At 56.8% G+C, this 14,184-nt stretch carries 20 protein-coding genes and 1 pseudogene; 13 read left to right on the forward strand and 8 right to left on the reverse strand.

Annotation, left to right across the window (positions count from 1 at the left end; translation table 11 throughout):
- Both HNQ72_RS29435 and HNQ72_RS29440 read right to left on the reverse strand, forming a co-directional pair.
- A partial coding sequence (locus tag HNQ72_RS29435; RefSeq protein ID WP_183998102.1) for a hypothetical protein occupies positions 1 to 206 on the reverse strand: 206 nt, incomplete at its 3' end.
- 94 nt (positions 207 to 300) lie between these two features.
- The gene (locus HNQ72_RS29440; protein ID WP_183998103.1) at positions 301 to 573 is read right to left on the reverse strand and encodes an usg protein; all 273 of its coding nucleotides are present in this window, start codon (positions 571 to 573) and stop codon (positions 301 to 303) included.
- Between the two features lie 273 nt (positions 574 to 846).
- On the opposite strand from HNQ72_RS29440, the gene groES reads away from it, so the two are divergent.
- The 3 genes and pseudogenes from groES to HNQ72_RS29455 all read left to right on the forward strand — a co-directional run.
- Entirely contained in the window at positions 847 to 1,161 is a 315-nt protein-coding gene (gene groES / locus HNQ72_RS29445; protein ID WP_183998105.1) for a co-chaperone GroES, read from the forward strand.
- 61 nt (positions 1,162 to 1,222) lie between these two features.
- On the forward strand, positions 1,223 to 2,851 hold the full coding sequence (gene groL / locus HNQ72_RS29450) for a chaperonin GroEL (RefSeq protein WP_183998108.1): 1,629 nt from the start codon (positions 1,223 to 1,225) through the stop codon (positions 2,849 to 2,851).
- A 482-nt stretch (positions 2,852 to 3,333) separates the two neighbouring features.
- Positions 3,334 to 3,805: pseudogene (locus HNQ72_RS29455) on the forward strand (ATP-dependent DNA ligase); the annotation flags it as partial.
- Between the two features lie 284 nt (positions 3,806 to 4,089).
- Here HNQ72_RS29455 and HNQ72_RS29460 read toward each other — a convergent pair.
- The 4 genes from HNQ72_RS29460 to HNQ72_RS29475 all read right to left on the reverse strand — a co-directional run bounded on the left by HNQ72_RS29460 (position 4,090) and on the right by HNQ72_RS29475 (position 5,720).
- Complete coding sequence (locus tag HNQ72_RS29460; protein ID WP_183998110.1) at positions 4,090 to 4,524, reverse strand: BA14K family protein; 435 nt, start codon at positions 4,522 to 4,524, stop codon at positions 4,090 to 4,092.
- A gap of 168 nt (positions 4,525 to 4,692) precedes the next feature.
- A complete protein-coding gene (locus HNQ72_RS29465; protein ID WP_183998112.1) occupies positions 4,693 to 5,169 on the reverse strand; it encodes a PRC-barrel domain-containing protein in 477 nt (158 codons plus the stop codon).
- A gap of 134 nt (positions 5,170 to 5,303) precedes the next feature.
- The gene (locus HNQ72_RS29470; protein WP_183998114.1) at positions 5,304 to 5,507 is read right to left on the reverse strand and encodes a CsbD family protein; all 204 of its coding nucleotides are present in this window, start codon (positions 5,505 to 5,507) and stop codon (positions 5,304 to 5,306) included.
- Between the two features lie 60 nt (positions 5,508 to 5,567).
- Complete coding sequence (locus HNQ72_RS29475) at positions 5,568 to 5,720, reverse strand: hypothetical protein (RefSeq protein WP_183998116.1); 153 nt, start codon at positions 5,718 to 5,720, stop codon at positions 5,568 to 5,570.
- 261 nt (positions 5,721 to 5,981) lie between these two features.
- Between HNQ72_RS29475 and HNQ72_RS29480 the strand changes: the two genes are divergently transcribed.
- On the forward strand, positions 5,982 to 6,326 hold the full coding sequence (locus HNQ72_RS29480) for a hypothetical protein (RefSeq protein ID WP_183998118.1): 345 nt from the start codon (positions 5,982 to 5,984) through the stop codon (positions 6,324 to 6,326).
- Between the two features lie 393 nt (positions 6,327 to 6,719).
- Here the strand turns inward: HNQ72_RS29480 and HNQ72_RS31410 are convergent, their stop codons facing one another.
- Positions 6,720 to 6,953 carry an ATP-binding protein gene (locus HNQ72_RS31410; RefSeq protein ID WP_373289527.1) on the reverse strand — a complete coding sequence of 78 codons (234 nt, stop codon included), beginning with the start codon at positions 6,951 to 6,953 and terminating at the stop codon, positions 6,720 to 6,722.
- Between the two features lie 304 nt (positions 6,954 to 7,257).
- Here HNQ72_RS31410 and HNQ72_RS29485 point away from each other — a divergent pair, with 304 nt between their 5' ends.
- The 9 genes from HNQ72_RS29485 (at position 7,258) to HNQ72_RS29525 (ending at position 13,746) form a co-directional block, all read left to right on the forward strand.
- Positions 7,258 to 7,467, forward strand: a complete 210-nt coding sequence (locus HNQ72_RS29485) for a cold-shock protein (RefSeq protein WP_183998120.1) — start codon at positions 7,258 to 7,260, stop codon at positions 7,465 to 7,467.
- Positions 7,468 to 8,046: 579 nt separating this feature from the next.
- The gene (locus HNQ72_RS29490) at positions 8,047 to 8,184 is read left to right on the forward strand and encodes a hypothetical protein (protein ID WP_183998122.1); all 138 of its coding nucleotides are present in this window, start codon (positions 8,047 to 8,049) and stop codon (positions 8,182 to 8,184) included.
- Positions 8,185 to 8,449: 265 nt separating this feature from the next.
- Positions 8,450 to 8,695: a hypothetical protein gene (locus tag HNQ72_RS29495; RefSeq protein WP_183998124.1), complete on the forward strand. Its 246-nt coding sequence runs from the start codon at positions 8,450 to 8,452 to the stop codon at positions 8,693 to 8,695.
- 134 nt (positions 8,696 to 8,829) lie between these two features.
- Positions 8,830 to 9,021, forward strand: coding sequence for a hypothetical protein (locus HNQ72_RS29500; RefSeq protein WP_183998126.1), 192 nt, complete (start codon positions 8,830 to 8,832; stop codon positions 9,019 to 9,021).
- Positions 9,022 to 9,176: 155 nt separating this feature from the next.
- A complete protein-coding gene (locus HNQ72_RS29505; protein ID WP_183998128.1) occupies positions 9,177 to 9,434 on the forward strand; it encodes a hypothetical protein in 258 nt (85 codons plus the stop codon).
- 18 nt (positions 9,435 to 9,452) lie between these two features.
- Entirely contained in the window at positions 9,453 to 9,626 is a 174-nt protein-coding gene (locus HNQ72_RS29510) for a hypothetical protein (RefSeq protein WP_183998130.1), read from the forward strand.
- 162 nt (positions 9,627 to 9,788) lie between these two features.
- Positions 9,789 to 10,655, forward strand: coding sequence for a transglutaminase family protein (locus HNQ72_RS29515; protein WP_183998132.1), 867 nt, complete (start codon positions 9,789 to 9,791; stop codon positions 10,653 to 10,655).
- Between the two features lie 360 nt (positions 10,656 to 11,015).
- Complete coding sequence (locus tag HNQ72_RS29520) at positions 11,016 to 13,295, forward strand: glycosyltransferase family 4 protein (protein WP_183998135.1); 2,280 nt, start codon at positions 11,016 to 11,018, stop codon at positions 13,293 to 13,295.
- Positions 13,296 to 13,392: 97 nt separating this feature from the next.
- Entirely contained in the window at positions 13,393 to 13,746 is a 354-nt protein-coding gene (locus HNQ72_RS29525; RefSeq protein ID WP_183998137.1) for a hypothetical protein, read from the forward strand.
- Here the strand turns inward: HNQ72_RS29525 and HNQ72_RS31040 are convergent.
- On the reverse strand, positions 13,674 to 14,126 hold the full coding sequence (locus HNQ72_RS31040; RefSeq protein WP_280518302.1) for a hypothetical protein: 453 nt from the start codon (positions 14,124 to 14,126) through the stop codon (positions 13,674 to 13,676). The genes HNQ72_RS29525 and HNQ72_RS31040 overlap by 73 nt on opposite strands.
- Positions 14,127 to 14,184 lie beyond the last annotated feature (58 nt).

Raw genomic sequence — 14,184 nt, forward strand, 5'->3', positions numbered from 1 at the left:
GCAGCCGTTTCAGGCGTCTCGCGCGCAAGGTCATCAGCGTTGGCACGGATTGCCTGAGCCAAATTCGCGGACATCAAGGCGAAACGGCCCTCGCCGTAGACTAGAGCGTCCTGTGACGTTGTCTCGAGCCACCGGGCGAAATCGATAATGATTTCTTCCCTTTCGGAAACGCTCGCGTTTTTCATGATCTCGATATTCTTTTCCATGCGGTCTCGACTCCATACAGACGTGGAAAGCGGCCAAGCTCATCAAGCCTCGGCCGCCGCTCAGCTAGGAGAGCGAGAAATCAAATTCAAGAGGTCAATGAAGCTTGAACTCACCGTCGACGCGGCTCCATTCATTCGGACCTATGAGCCGTTGGTGGCTGTAGCGCACGGAGTGGAGAGGCCCGTCGAGCTTCGCCTGCCAGAAGTCTAGGAACTTGCGCATTTCCGGAAAATCAGGGGCGAGATCATAGTCCTGCCAAACGTAGCTTTGCAGGACGGACTCGAAATCCGGAATGCGGTAGAGGATATGCGCGGTGGTCAGCCCATAGCCATTGAGTTGACGCTCCAAGTCCGATGAGAACTGCATGCTTCATCTCCGTTTCGTGACGCAGCCATGGTGGCGGAAAAAGCCGGCGCCATCAACACACTTCCTATTATGGGGACTATTTTCTCTCTCCTTTACAGTATGTTAGCAGCCATTTCCCACGAGTGCTGATTTTTGTGAATAACCCTCTTGAAATCGAAAAACCTCGAAAATAAATCTTCGCCCGCGAACGCTTAAAGAGGTTCGCATCCGCCGGACCGGTCACCCGGTCCGGTAGGAAAATTGCGTCATCTTTTTTGTCCAATGGAGGAAAACATGTCGTTCCGACCGCTTCATGATCGCATTCTCGTCCGCCGCGTCGAATCCCAGGAGAAGACCAAAGGCGGCATCATCATTCCCGATACCGCGAAAGAAAAGCCATCAGAGGGCGAAGTCATCGCCGTCGGCACTGGCACGCGTAACGAGGCTGGCCAGAACCAGGCACTCGACGTCAAAGCTGGCGACCGTATTCTGTTCGGTAAATGGTCCGGCACCGAGATCAAGATCAACGGCGAAGACCTGTTGATCATGAAGGAAAGTGACGTACTAGGCATTATCGGCGCTCAGGCTGCGCAGAAGATCGCCGCCTGAGGCGCTCTCCTTACAAATCAACCCATCAGTCAAAATAGCTGCCTATTGAGGAGTTAGACAAATGGCTGCCAAAGAAGTCAAATTCAACACCGATGCCCGTGAGCGCATGCTGCGTGGGGTCGACGTGCTTGCCAATGCAGTAAAGGTCACGCTTGGCCCGAAGGGCCGTAACGTCGTCATCGACAAGTCCTTCGGCGCGCCGCGCATTACCAAGGACGGCGTTTCGGTCGCCAAGGAAATCGAACTGGAAGACAAGTTCGAGAACATGGGCGCCCAGATGCTGCGCGAAGTCGCTTCGAAGACCAACGACTTGGCTGGCGACGGCACCACGACTGCGACCGTTCTCGCCCAGGCGATCGTCAAGGAAGGCGCCAAGGCGGTTGCTTCCGGCATGAACCCGATGGACCTCAAGCGCGGCATCGATCTTGCCGTTGACGCTGTCGTCAAGGAACTGAAGACCAACGCTCGCAAGATCACCAGCAACTCGGAGATCGCACAGGTTGGCACCATCTCTGCGAACGGCGATGAAGAGATCGGCCGTTACCTCGCCGAGGCGATGGAGAAAGTCGGCAACGAAGGCGTCATCACCGTCGAGGAAGCCAAGACGGCAGAGACGGAGCTCGAAGTCGTCGAAGGCATGCAGTTCGACCGTGGTTACCTTAGCCCCTACTTCGTTACCAACCAAGACAAGATGCGGGTCGAGCTCGAAGAGCCGTATATCCTCATCCATGAGAAGAAGCTCTCCAATCTCCAGGCGCTGCTGCCGGTGCTGGAAGCTGCGGTCAAGACTGGCAAGCCACTGCTCATCATCGCCGAGGACGTCGAAGGCGAAGCCCTTGCAACGCTTGTCGTCAACAAGCTGCGCGGCGGCCTGAAGATCGCCGCCGTCAAGGCGCCTGGCTTCGGCGACCGTCGCAAGGCCATGCTGGAAGATATTGCTATCTTGACGGGCGGCACTGTCATCTCTGAAGACGTGGGCATCAAGCTTGAAAACGTCACGCTTGAAATGCTCGGTCGCGCCAAGAAGGTGGCGATCGAGAAAGAAAACACCACGATTATCGATGGCGTTGGCTCCAAGGCTGAGATCGACGGACGTGTGGCCCAGATCCGCGCCCAGATCGAAGAAACCACCTCCGATTATGACCGTGAAAAACTGCAGGAACGACTTGCCAAGCTCGCGGGCGGCGTTGCCGTCATCCGCGTCGGCGGCTCGACCGAAGTCGAGGTGAAGGAGAAGAAGGACCGCGTGGACGACGCACTCCATGCTACCCGCGCAGCCGTCGAGGAAGGCGTCCTTCCGGGTGGTGGCGTCGCCCTGCTTCGCGCCGTCAAGGCACTAGACATTCTTCAGACGGCGAACCAGGATCAGAAGGTCGGCATCGAGATCGTCCGGCGCGCCATCGAAGCCCCGGTTCGCCAGATCGCCGAGAACGCAGGCGCTGAGGGTTCGGTGATCGTCGGCAAACTGCGCGAGAAAGCCGACTTCTCATATGGCTGGAACGCGCAGACCGGCGAGTATGGTGATCTCTACGCGCATGGCGTCATCGACCCCGCCAAGGTCGTACGCACCGCGCTCCAGGACGCCGCCTCGGTTGCCGGCCTCCTGGTGACGACCGAAGCGATGATCGCTGAAAAGCCAAAGAAAGATATTACCCAAGCCGTACCGGCTGGCGCGGGAATGGACTTCTAAGCAGCTATGGGCCCGCTCCTCTTGGGAGCGGGCCTATCGGAGCGATTAATGATAGCACCTATTTCGAAGGAAGACGCACGCCTATGTGCTGGCGTCGTCAGGGAAGTTGCGGCTGCAAAGGGTTTAACCCGTGATCCTTCCGCTATCGGGAGACCGACGGTGACCTTAGCAAGACTTTTTAACAGAGGACTGCGTGACCGTGACCAACTACTTGTGGCGGCGATGGACCAAGAGTGAGCCGCCTGAACTTCCGATCGGGCACCGGCCGTCCCACCTTCAGATCAAGCTTTCTCCTCACTTGCCCTTGAGTGAGCCGCGCTCGGTAGAGCGGAAACGAAGTTTCGGCTTCCCGTTCCGAAATCAAGCTTCGGAAGCCTGATTTGTGATGAAGCTGGTCGCGTGCGGTACCATGGATACTCCGAGGCCGAAGCGTTAGCACCTGATCCGTTGACCGGGGTATTCAACCGTAAAGCTTTTGAGGAAGAGGCTGGCACGAGTGGACAAGCAGATTTCCAACGATCGCTGAAGCGTCAAACCGTATTGTTGTTCATAGCGCTATCCTCGATGGCGAGGCCGTGGTCCTGGAGGATTTCGGCCGGTCGGATTTCGGGGCACTGAGTCGCTCGGAGGACGTCGCGGCAGGGAGGCGTCAGCCAATTCGATCTTCTACGCTTTCGATCTCACGTATTTCGAAGGGCATAGCCTAACGGGGACGGAGCTCTCGGTGCGCCGACACCTGCTCAGCGACCTTTTCCATAACATCGATGGCGGCATCCAGTGTGCTGAAGCCGTCTTGGTGAACCGGACGAGCTTCTCGCGAACGCCTGCAGCTTGGGTCTTAAATGCATCATTGCCAGGGAACCCGATCGCCCCTACCACCCCGGCTGAACCGGCGACTGGTTGAAGATCAAATGCATTCAGAGCGAAAGCTTCATGATCGGCGGTTACGAACAGTAGAGCGTTGCGCACGACGGACTTGCCAGCCGGTCGTTCTGCTCAAGTTCAAAACCTCGCCTTCATGCAGCCGACCTTTTTTCGGGTCAAGACGGATTAGTGCACTATTCGCCATGCATCCTACAAAGGTTGCGCGAGGTTCAGGACAATGCCGCGTTGTCTATTTCGACATCGAGGAAGTGTCCTGAAACGAAATGCCTGCCACGGTAGCATAACCGGAGCTTATGTGATTTAAGACGGAAAAAAGCGGCATCTCTGCCGCCTCTCTCTCATTTTGTTCTTTCTTAGTAAGGCGATCGGCACTGCGCCCGGACGCCGGCGCGGGGCACATAAGTGTTGTCCGAAGCTCGATAGGTGCGATAGCGGTTCGCACACCACTGAGTATGGCTGCTGCCGTATGAGCGACTGCCCGAGTTGGCGATCGCGCCACCGATGATGGCGCCCGCAGCCAAACCGCCGATAATAGCCCCAGCATTGGAGCGGCTGCGCCTGTGATGGTGACGGTCGTATCGACGATAGTGGCGGCCGTAGTGCCGATCTCCGCGATGATGACGATAGTAGCGTCGTCGATCATGGTGACGATATTGAACCTGCTCGACGTTGCTAGCCTGCGGCGGGGCCACAGTTGGCAGAGGCATCGCTGACGAGGGACCAAAAGAGGTGAGCGTAATGATCGTGGAAAGTGAGATGGCTGAGAAAATCTTTGAAATCGTTTGCATATCGGGCTCCTAATCTTCCCGCATAATGCGCGAGATGAAGAAGAAGTTCCGAATGCGCACGAAGGATGGTCGCAGATCGAAAAAAGGCCGGGCGATTTCTCGCACCGACCTTCGTCTCGAACTTAGCCAAGCGCCATTACATCCGTTGTCGCCGGCAAAGCGCGATAATTACTTCTTCAGCTTGTCGTAATCGAACTTCGGAGCCTTGGAGAGATCGTCTTTGTTGGTGTCGACATAGGCCTTCCAGGTGCCGTTGTCGTCGGCAAGCGCCATGGAAGCCGGATCGATCACGACGTAGCTGGCGCCCATGCCGAGGAAGCCGCCGACGCTCGCGATTACGCCGATGACCGACTTTCCATTGCCAATAACGACGTCGGAAATCTCGCCGACTTCCTCGTTTTCCTTGTTGTAGATGTTCAGACCGACGAGCTTCGAGGTGACGAGGTCAGTATCCTTGATCTCTACCGTCTTGAGCGGCATCGTTGCTGCCGTACCCATGGTGATACCTGGACCGACCATCGTCGCGTCGGCGCCGGAGGCAGCAGTTGCTGCAGGCGCGGTCGCTGCAGGGGCAACCGGCTGCTGAGCGAAAGCAGCGGTGCTCATGGTGCCAAGAGCAAGAGCGGCGGCGATAATCGTCTTCATGAGTTTTTCCTCGTATGCAATTGATCCCACGAGTTTTTCGTGGCGGTCAGAAACGACCGCACTCTGACTTGGTTCCCGCGGAATGAGAAAAATTATCACAAAATAAAAACCCCGCCGAAGCGGGGTCAATCTAACTACCAGGTCTGCCGGCCGTACCAGTCGTCGACATCCTTCTTGCTGCGGTCCTTTTCATAACCATAGCGTTCTTGGATCTTGCCTTCGAGCTGATCGCGCTTGCCATTGATGACGTCGAGGTCGTCGTCGGTGAGCTTGCCCCACTGCTCCTTGACCTTGCCCTTCATCTGCTTCCAGTTACCTTCGACGCGGTTCCAATCCATAGCTTTTTCTCCTGTTGTACGCCTGCATAATAAATGCGTTGCGTAGAGAAACGTTCCGTGTCACGACCTCTGGCACCGGCGCATGAACTTGTCGATCAGTCGCCGGTCACCTCCGAACTTCTCAAGGATCTGCACGGCACGAGGGATGCTAAGCTCGTAGGCCTCCTGCAGCTGCTCAAGTGTGTATTTGGGAACTGATGGTGCGATATTCATGTGTGTCTCCTTACCCACCGGGAATGCGACATGCCGTCAGATGTTCCTTACGCTGGCGGCTCTATGCTGCGCATGCCAGTAAGGAACGATCCACGGCGATGCTCGTTTCTGTGCTGATCGAATGGAGGCTCACCCAAATGTTCAGGAAGTTATCTACTTTCGCCGCAGCAGTAATGGCGTGCCTCACGCTCGCCGGTTGCGTCAGCGAGAGCGGCTACTCAAGTTACGATAGAGGCTATAGCCGCTATGACGGACCTTCGTATGTCTACCGCGCTGACCGGCCCCGTAGGGATTGGGATCGGCGACATCATGACAGGCGTGACTGGAATCGCCACTGGGGAGCGCGACGGGATGATCACCGAGACCACCTTGATTGGGATCGCAACGACCGTCGTCGGTCGGAAACTCGTGAGTACCGCAACTATCGCAACAACAACCGCGATGGTAACGAACCCGTCATTCTGCCACCGCGCCGGCCTTGATCCTTATACGACGATTTGCGAGCCATCGTGGTCTTGGGTGTCCGAGCTTTATGATGATGGGACGTCACAGATCTTCGACATGTATGCTTTGACCACACACATATCACGCGCGCCCTTTTCGTAAGAAATCTTTGCCTGCCCCCTTAGCAGGTCCAGGTCGTTATTGATGCGCCCGAAATTCTGCCGGCTGCGCGCGCCGATGTCGGGATATGCTGACGTCGACGGTATTGCGCCTGATCTTCCAAGACTGACGAAGCCGTTTAAAGTCGAAGAGCTGAGGGAAGCGTTGGCCGCGACCGGATTTGGAGTGGGTTCAGTCCCGCCTTAACGGATCCAGCGCCTTGAACCGATCTGAACCCGCAACTCGTTAATTTCTAAGCTGCGAGGCTCTGATTTTCTGAGATTCCTTGGACAAGCAGAAGGCCGCGCTCTCTGACCTGCCCCCGTCGCTACAAAAAGCGGAGGTCTTAGTAGGTACCAGCTGCAGCCCTGACAGCGTAGCGTGGGCGAAACGATCCTAGTCAGGGTCAGTCGGCATCGTAAATGTGAATGTCGTCTCCTCGCTTGAGGACTCAACAGTCAAACTGCCGTTATGAGCTTTCGCGATCTCTCTGGCGATAAACAGCCCCAAGCCCAGCCCCTCCTCGTAACCTTGCAGTCCGGAACATGGCGGTCTTCCCGCCGGCGCTCGTTTCCTTTCGAAGCCGATCCTGGAGAGCGCGCTCCACCGCACGCTCAATGATCTCGACATTCGACCCTGAAGCCTAACGTCTTGGGTGTGAACTTGTCTGAAGTCGGTCAACACCGGCGCACTCAGTTGCCCATCTATTACGAACAGGCACGGGGCGGGCAGCTGAAACCTGCTCGAAAGAATTACGAATATTTAACATCACCCATTGCTAAATCAGAAATTGAACCTACATGTCACTCATCGACCATTGCTTGTGATGTCGTTGCAGAGCTCAATGCTCCCGTCGGATTTCCTCTCAAAAAATCGATCAAATCCCGCAAAGAATCGCGGGGACCATCACGATTGCTTTCGAAAGGAAATCGTCATGAATACTGGTACTGTAAAGTGGTTCAACGCCACCAAGGGCTTCGGTTTCATCCAGCCCGAAAACGGCTCATCTGATGTCTTCGTCCATATTTCGGCTGTCGAACGGGCCGGGCTCCGGTCGCTCTCCGACGGCCAGAAGATCACCTACGACATTGTTCAGGACCACAAGTCCGGCAAGAATTCCGCTGACAATCTTCAGGCGGCTTGAATCTGTCACTCGCTCTCGCTGACCACGGATGTACTGGCAGCAGAGCCGATTGACTGTGAGGTCGGGTTAGCACCCGGCCTTTTGTTTTCCGATTGCGACAGCTAACATAACCGAAGTCGTCTCATCCTACGCCAACACTGTCTGGTGACTTCAGTGCAAACGCGTAGGAAATTGCGAGGCCTGTTGTACGGCGAAACAGGCGCTTTCCCGTGTCACAGTAGCCGTATCCCGGCATCGCCGTTCAAACGACGGCCTTACCCAACAAAAGGAGGACACGATGTCTTCCAACAAATATGCCCCATGCGTTTCACGAAACCTCGTTCGGACGAGCCTGTTCGGATATCATGAACAAGCAAGTCTTTGCGGACCTCGAGAAGGCTTTGCAAGTCCCGGACTGAAACGTCTTCCCTGGGCAATATTCAAGGCATTCCCAAACTTCAGTTCCGGCCGGGACGGCCGCAGACTGACGTGGCGGCAGGACACGGCGCTCCTGCCAATCTAGCAGATCCTTCGAATGCACAGACCCGATCGAAATCAGTCGGGCTGCTCCAACAATCACCATAAGGTGAGGAGAATTTCATGGCCAAAGGTCAAGTGCGCGGCAATCGAGAAGTCCGCAAGCCGAAGAAAGACAAGACCGCAGTCGTGCCACCCGCTTCCTCCGGCTCGCAGGTCAAGTCTCCCGTGAGCAATGCGCCGGGTTCCACCAAGAAATAACGATCAAGAAACTATCTGGCTGATTTCAAAACCCAAAACAGCGTCACAGCGCTGACTAGGACCCAAATATGAATTACACACCGCGCCGATCCGCAGACGAACTATTCCGGTCACCGAACGTCGTAGCCGGCTCGGATGCCGAAAAGCTCGCGAACCTGCGAAAAGTCATGCAGTTGCGGAAACGCGAACTGCGAGATACCGAACGCATCAGGGCAGCCGCCCGCGGACAAGTCCAATCCACTTTCGAGAACCGGAGACCAGCCAATTGAACCGGTTCAATTACGCGGGCAGTGCAGGACTTTACGCCGGCTATGCGACGGCGGAAAGAAGGGGACCCCGCTACAGGCGTTTCGAAACAGCGGCCGAGGCCCTGCGTTTCGCCGTCGAAGACATGCGCGATACACAGCAACGCGGTTCACTTCTTGAAATGGATGAAGCGCGGTTTGACCACAATCAAATCCGCGCGCTCTACGACGCGCCGGAGTATCCGCTTTTACGCCGGATTAGGTGATTGACCCGGAGGCGGCAAACTGTCCGCAGCGAAATGACCTTTCGAAACACATGCGGCGCATTTCCCGCAGCGGTCTTAAGAGCGTTAAGCTCATCGTATGCGGCGAGCAAGCAGCGCTTTGACAACTTTTAAAGATGCACGGCATCGCGGCTGAGGCAGCCGGTTGGACGAACGGCGCAAGTCTCGATGCGATCAAGCTTCACGGCACTGGCGGCATGGGACACGGCACGGCGGTCGACCCGTTGAGCGGATATGGCACGCAGAGCCCTTACACACTCGACCTCGGCATCCCATCGACGAAGCTTATCGCCCGCAACTGGGCCTGACGCCCTCATTTAAACGCGGTAGCAAATCGGACTGCGCGACTGGCACTCCCATTGATAGACCGAAACACGCACGGACGAGTACGAACAACATTCACCATGTCATCGAGAGTGCGCTGCGCTCCGGAGGCTTCACGGATATCTGAAAGGCGAGAGATATGGGCAACCTGCAAGAGTTTGCATCGAGTTCAAATGGAGACAAATGGTTCGTCGGACAGGACGGCACGACGGACCAACGTTTCGTCCTCCATCGCGGTAATCCGTCGTCGGGTGGCCACGAAACCCGTTCCTCGGTAGACGCGTTTTTGAACCAGAAGCCTTTTGGTCCTGAGCGTGACGCGCTCATCGCTTTCCTGAAGAAAGAGAACGCTGCCAAAGACGAGGTCATCATCGACGATGGTCAGACCCCGTCGTGACGACTGGCTGAGGAATATATGCGCCTTGGTGGTCGCCGCCGTGCCAAGGTCGACTACAATCTGGTCAGCACGCGTAATTGGGAAGATGAGCCGGCCCTGGCGGCCGCGTTCTGGAACGAGCGCATCGGACCGATGGACGAAAAGCAGCGACGTGAGGTTGAACTTCATCTGCCCTCGATCACCAATGAATAACCATTTCACTCGATGCGGGATGCAGCTCGACCAACGGTTTCAACTTGTCATGACAAGGAGCCGGCCGGATTGTCGGCCGGACCTCGTGACAACGACAAGCCATCAAGGGCTTCGCTATATCTGGACAGTCATTAAATAGCTTGGTCGCAGCGAGGAGCGAAAATGCCAGCACTCTCTATTTCGCATCGGACAACCTACAGCTACCGGTTTCCCGTTCAGCTTTCTCCATACCGGTTGCTCCTGCGACCCCGCGAGGAACCGCATCTCCTGCTTCAAAATTATCACATCACGGTTGCGCCGGAAGCCCGCATAGCCTGGACAACGGATGTGTTTGGAAACGCAGTCGCGACTGTTACCGTTTCGAAGCCGACGCAACGGCTCGAAATCATAAGTAAGGTGACGGTGGATCTGACTTCGGAGCCGTGGCCGGTATTCGACATCGCGGCCTCGGCGGCGTCATACCCATTCCCGTATGATGAACGAGAGTGGAAGGATCTCGGCGCACTCGCGGTTCCCCAGCACCCGGATCCCTCTGGCGAGTTCCAAAAATGGATCCGAGGCTTCGTTATGGGAAACCCGACCGACACACTGTCTCTTTTGAAGGATCTCAGTGCCGGCGTCGCGACCCACGTTACGTATCAGGCCCGGGAGGCAGAAGGAACGCAGTCTCCTCTCGAAACGCTCGCCTTGCGATCCGGCAGCTGTCGTGACATTGCGGCACTGTTCGTAGAAGGCGTCCGCGTTCTCGGCATCGGGGCACGGGCTGTATCCGGTTATCTTTACGACCCGGCTCGAAATCTCCTCGGTTCGACGGGTGCCGGGTCAACTCATGCCTGGGTCGATGTGTTCCTCCCCGGTGCAGGATGGATCGCTTTCGATCCGACGAATAGGACACTGGGCGGCGCCAACCTCATTCCCGTGGCAGTCGCGCGAGACATCACCCAGGCCATGCCAGTATCGGGAGGCTTCATCGGGCCCGCGGATGCTTTTGTGTCGATGGATGTTGCAGTCAATATTACCGAAGAATAGAGCCGCCTGCTGACGCGTTCACCTTGGGCGGGATCCAACCGGCGTATTGCAGACGGCAGAAGGGAACTATCCGTCACTCCTTCAGTTAATGACGCACAACGGACCGCGCTAGCCGCAGCTTAGAGAGACCGCCTATAGATCCGCGGATCCTCACAATCGCCATCAACATCACGAGAGCCACTGCTGCCACACTCCGATCTCAGGTCAACCCGATCTTAGCGGTGAGATCAAGGAGACTTCCATGACTTTTGACCGCGCCAGCTGGAGAACGACGCTCAAGCCATGGGGTTGTGGCAGTCTTGGGCTTTTGTCATCAATTACGCGCACGGACATCGCCTTCCGTCTATCGGGAGCTTCGCGATGACCCAGCTTAAGAATATTGCGTTCATCGGGAATTCCTTGCCGCGTCGTTGTGGTATCGCGACGTTTACGACAGATTTGCAGCAGGCCGTTACTAAAGCTCCGGTCCACGTCGCCACTGCAATCGTAGCCATGACAGATCATGGCCATGTATACGAATATCCGCCGGAGGTCCGCCTCTCGATAGCCGATGACAATCGCGACGATTACATTCAAGGCGCGGATGTCCTCAACGCCGGCAATTTCGACGTCGCCTGCCTTCAGCACGAATTCGGAATCTTTGGCGGCGAGGACGGGGATCATATCGTTGAGCTGCTGTCGCGGTTGAAGATGCCGATCGTAACCACGCTGCACACCGTCCTGGCGGAGCCAAGCCCCGGCCAGCGGCGTGTGCTGAACAAGATCGTCGATCGGTCCGCCAAAGTGATTGTCATGGCCGAAAAGGGCAGGACATTGTTGTCTGAGGTCTATCACGTGCCGGATGACAAGATTGAGGTCGTTGCCCACGGCATTCCCGATATGCCGTTTTCGGATCCTACCACCTCGAAAGCGGGCTTGGGATTCGACGGGCGCTCGGTGATCCTCACATTCGGCCTGCTCTCTCCCAACAAGGGCATCGAAGTGATGATCGATGCCATGCCCCTGATTTTGAAAAGCCGCCCCGATGCGGTCTACGTGATCCTCGGAGCAACCCATCCCAACCTCGTGCTCGACCAGGGGGAAACCTATCGCGAGAGCCTGATGAAGCGGGTGAAGGACCTGGGCATCGACGAGAGCGTGGTATTTCTCGACCGCTTCGTCGACAAGGCAACGCTGATGGACTTCATTTCCATGTGCGATGTCTATGCCACGCCCTATCTCAATGAGGCTCAGATGACATCGGGCACTCTGGCTTACAGCTTCGGCCTCGGCAAGGCAGTCGTCTCCACCCCTTACTGGCATGCGCGAGAACTGCTGGCCGATGGCCGCGGTGTCCTCGTTCCCTTCGGTGACTCGACAGCGATCGGTCGCGAGATCGCGTCGATTCTTACCGATGACAGACGACGCGACGCGATGCGACTGCGCGCATATCAAACCAGTCGGCCGATGACGTGGCAAAAGACTGCCGAGCGCTATCTCGCATTATTCTCCGAGGTGACCCTACGAAATCCTGTACGTCCACCCCCGCCGGCCAACGTCGTGGTAGGCACGCACCCCGCCCCCTCCGAGCCGCAGCTCGACCACTTCCTGTCGATGTGCGACGATACCGGGTTGTTCCAGCATGCCGTTTATTCGGTGCCGGATCGTTCGCATGGCTATTGTGTCGACGACAATGCCCGAGCGCTTCTTCTGTCAGTCGCTCTTAACGAACCCGGAGAAAGGCTTCTACCCGAGGCACTCACCTCGCGCTTCGCATCTTTCGTGCAGCACGCATGGAACCCGGATGAGAAGCATTTCCGGAATTTCATGGGCTTCGACCGACGTTGGCTAGAGACCAAGGGCTCCCAAGATAGCCACTGCCGAACACTCTGGGCTCTTGGGGAATGTGCGCGCAGCGACGCAAGCGCATCCCGGCGCGCATGGGCCACAGGCCTGTTTTCGCGGGCATTGCCGACAGTCCAAAGTTTCGGCTCGCCACGCGCCTGGGCCTTTGCGCTGCTGGGGTTGGATGGCTATTGCGCGGTCTCGCCTCACGACTTGCTCGCCCATCAGATCCGCTTAACCCTGGCCGACAGGCTTATGGATATCTTCCATCGTGTCGAGAAAAAGGGCTGGATCTGGTTCGAGGAAGGCCTGTCCTACGACAACGCCCGCCTGCCTCAGGCACTGATCCTGACTGGGCTGAGTGCTGAACGCCACGATTATGTGGCGGCCGGCCTAAAGTCCCTGCATTGGTTGACGACGGTGCAGACGAACCCTGAAGGTCAGTTCAGGCCTGTCGGTACGGATGGATTTACGGATCAGACAAGAGAGGTGAGGCATTTCGATCAGCAGCCTCTGGAGGCGACGGCGACGATCGCCGCCTGCTACGCCGCGTGGCGGGTCGGCCACGACATCACATGGGAAAATGAGGCCGCGAAGGCATTCGCCTGGTTCCTCGGCAGTAATGATCTTTCATTGCCGGTCGTAGATGTCGAAACAGGCAGTTGCCGCGACGGCCTGCATCCGACACGCCTCAATGAAAATCGAGGCGGCGAATCCGTGGTCACTTATCTCCTCGGCCTTGTGGAATTTCGCAAGCTTTTGCGTGCCAGTAGTCATGCCTTGACATTCGCCCCGCTTCGCGCGCTGACCGCGTGAACCGCAGTCTACTCACCCCGGCCGACAAAGGGCGCTTAGAGGATAGGAGGCATCCTCGCACCTTGCGTAGCATTCATCTCGGTGTGACGACTTGCTCTTGATGCGGTTCGAACCCGCGATCACCACACCGACTGCGGCGCTGAGAAGCTTTCGCTCTCTCCAAGAAAAACCCGCCGCGGTGAGCGACGGGTTTGGCATAGAAACTGACTTCTTATCTTTTCGACGGCGAGGGTTTCCGCCCCTGACTGTGCTGGCCAGTCGTCTTCGCATCGTAGCCTTGGCCATGGTTCGTGCCGCCAAGATGGCCGCCACCGCTGGTGTTGGCAATCTGTCGCTCTGCTTTCTTGAGAAGCAGCGCCGCATCGGTCTTTTTCATGATTATCTTTCAACGTCGCCGGAAAATGAAAAAAGCCAGGCCAAACCGCACCGACCTTCTTCATCGTCGCTATGATCACCGGTGCCAGCACATCCGTGGTCAACAGGTCTAAAGCGACAGCGGCAATTGCGAACTCCGAAAATCTCGGTGCTCATCAGCAATGCCGATAAACAAGACATAGGTATCCATTGTGTTCTTAACAAGTTAGGGCAGACGACTGACCGCACAACCTTCAAGAGTCGCGCCACGCGTACCAGCCTAGCCTCGAACATGCCGCCTGGTATTACCATCTGTTTCAGCAGGAATGAGGACGCGGATGCCTGTCTCTTCACCGCCACGAACTGTGTCGGATGCTCTGAAAGCAGTGGCCGCCCACCTAGGCGTTTGACGATGCGAGGTTTAATCGAACAGCCGCCGCCTTCGACAATCCAGACGTCGTTGATTTCGTCATCCATTCCTACCGCTTCGACGTTTGGAATGTTGAAGGGGACTTGGCGCTGGCTGACCTGTAAG

Origin of the sequence: Aliirhizobium wenxiniae (assembly GCF_014201355.1) — a bacterium.
Taxonomy (GTDB): domain Bacteria; phylum Pseudomonadota; class Alphaproteobacteria; order Rhizobiales; family Rhizobiaceae; genus Neorhizobium; species Neorhizobium wenxiniae.

What these genes read in the sequence shown, in the direction of transcription:
- HNQ72_RS29440 (WP_183998103.1), bottom strand. Translation starts at nt 573, where the DNA reads ATGCAGTTCTCATCGGACTTGGAGCGTCAACTCAATGGCTATGGGCTG.
- groES (WP_183998105.1), top strand. Translation starts at nt 847, where the DNA reads ATGTCGTTCCGACCGCTTCATGATCGCATTCTCGTCCGCCGCGTCGAA.
- groL (WP_183998108.1), top strand. Translation starts at nt 1,223, where the DNA reads ATGGCTGCCAAAGAAGTCAAATTCAACACCGATGCCCGTGAGCGCATG.
- HNQ72_RS29460 (WP_183998110.1), bottom strand. Translation starts at nt 4,524, where the DNA reads ATGCAAACGATTTCAAAGATTTTCTCAGCCATCTCACTTTCCACGATC.
- HNQ72_RS29465 (WP_183998112.1), bottom strand. Translation starts at nt 5,169, where the DNA reads ATGAAGACGATTATCGCCGCCGCTCTTGCTCTTGGCACCATGAGCACC.
- HNQ72_RS29470 (WP_183998114.1), bottom strand. Translation starts at nt 5,507, where the DNA reads ATGGATTGGAACCGCGTCGAAGGTAACTGGAAGCAGATGAAGGGCAAG.
- HNQ72_RS29475 (WP_183998116.1), bottom strand. Translation starts at nt 5,720, where the DNA reads ATGAATATCGCACCATCAGTTCCCAAATACACACTTGAGCAGCTGCAG.
- HNQ72_RS29480 (WP_183998118.1), top strand. Translation starts at nt 5,982, where the DNA reads ATGTCTACCGCGCTGACCGGCCCCGTAGGGATTGGGATCGGCGACATC.
- HNQ72_RS31410 (WP_373289527.1), bottom strand. Translation starts at nt 6,953, where the DNA reads ATGTCGAGATCATTGAGCGTGCGGTGGAGCGCGCTCTCCAGGATCGGC.
- HNQ72_RS29485 (WP_183998120.1), top strand. Translation starts at nt 7,258, where the DNA reads ATGAATACTGGTACTGTAAAGTGGTTCAACGCCACCAAGGGCTTCGGT.
- HNQ72_RS29490 (WP_183998122.1), top strand. Translation starts at nt 8,047, where the DNA reads ATGGCCAAAGGTCAAGTGCGCGGCAATCGAGAAGTCCGCAAGCCGAAG.
- HNQ72_RS29500 (WP_183998126.1), top strand. Translation starts at nt 8,830, where the DNA reads ATGCACGGCATCGCGGCTGAGGCAGCCGGTTGGACGAACGGCGCAAGT.
- HNQ72_RS29505 (WP_183998128.1), top strand. Translation starts at nt 9,177, where the DNA reads ATGGGCAACCTGCAAGAGTTTGCATCGAGTTCAAATGGAGACAAATGG.
- HNQ72_RS29510 (WP_183998130.1), top strand. Translation starts at nt 9,453, where the DNA reads ATGCGCCTTGGTGGTCGCCGCCGTGCCAAGGTCGACTACAATCTGGTC.
- HNQ72_RS29515 (WP_183998132.1), top strand. Translation starts at nt 9,789, where the DNA reads ATGCCAGCACTCTCTATTTCGCATCGGACAACCTACAGCTACCGGTTT.
- HNQ72_RS29520 (WP_183998135.1), top strand. Translation starts at nt 11,016, where the DNA reads ATGACCCAGCTTAAGAATATTGCGTTCATCGGGAATTCCTTGCCGCGT.
- HNQ72_RS31040 (WP_280518302.1), bottom strand. Translation starts at nt 14,126, where the DNA reads ATGGATGACGAAATCAACGACGTCTGGATTGTCGAAGGCGGCGGCTGT.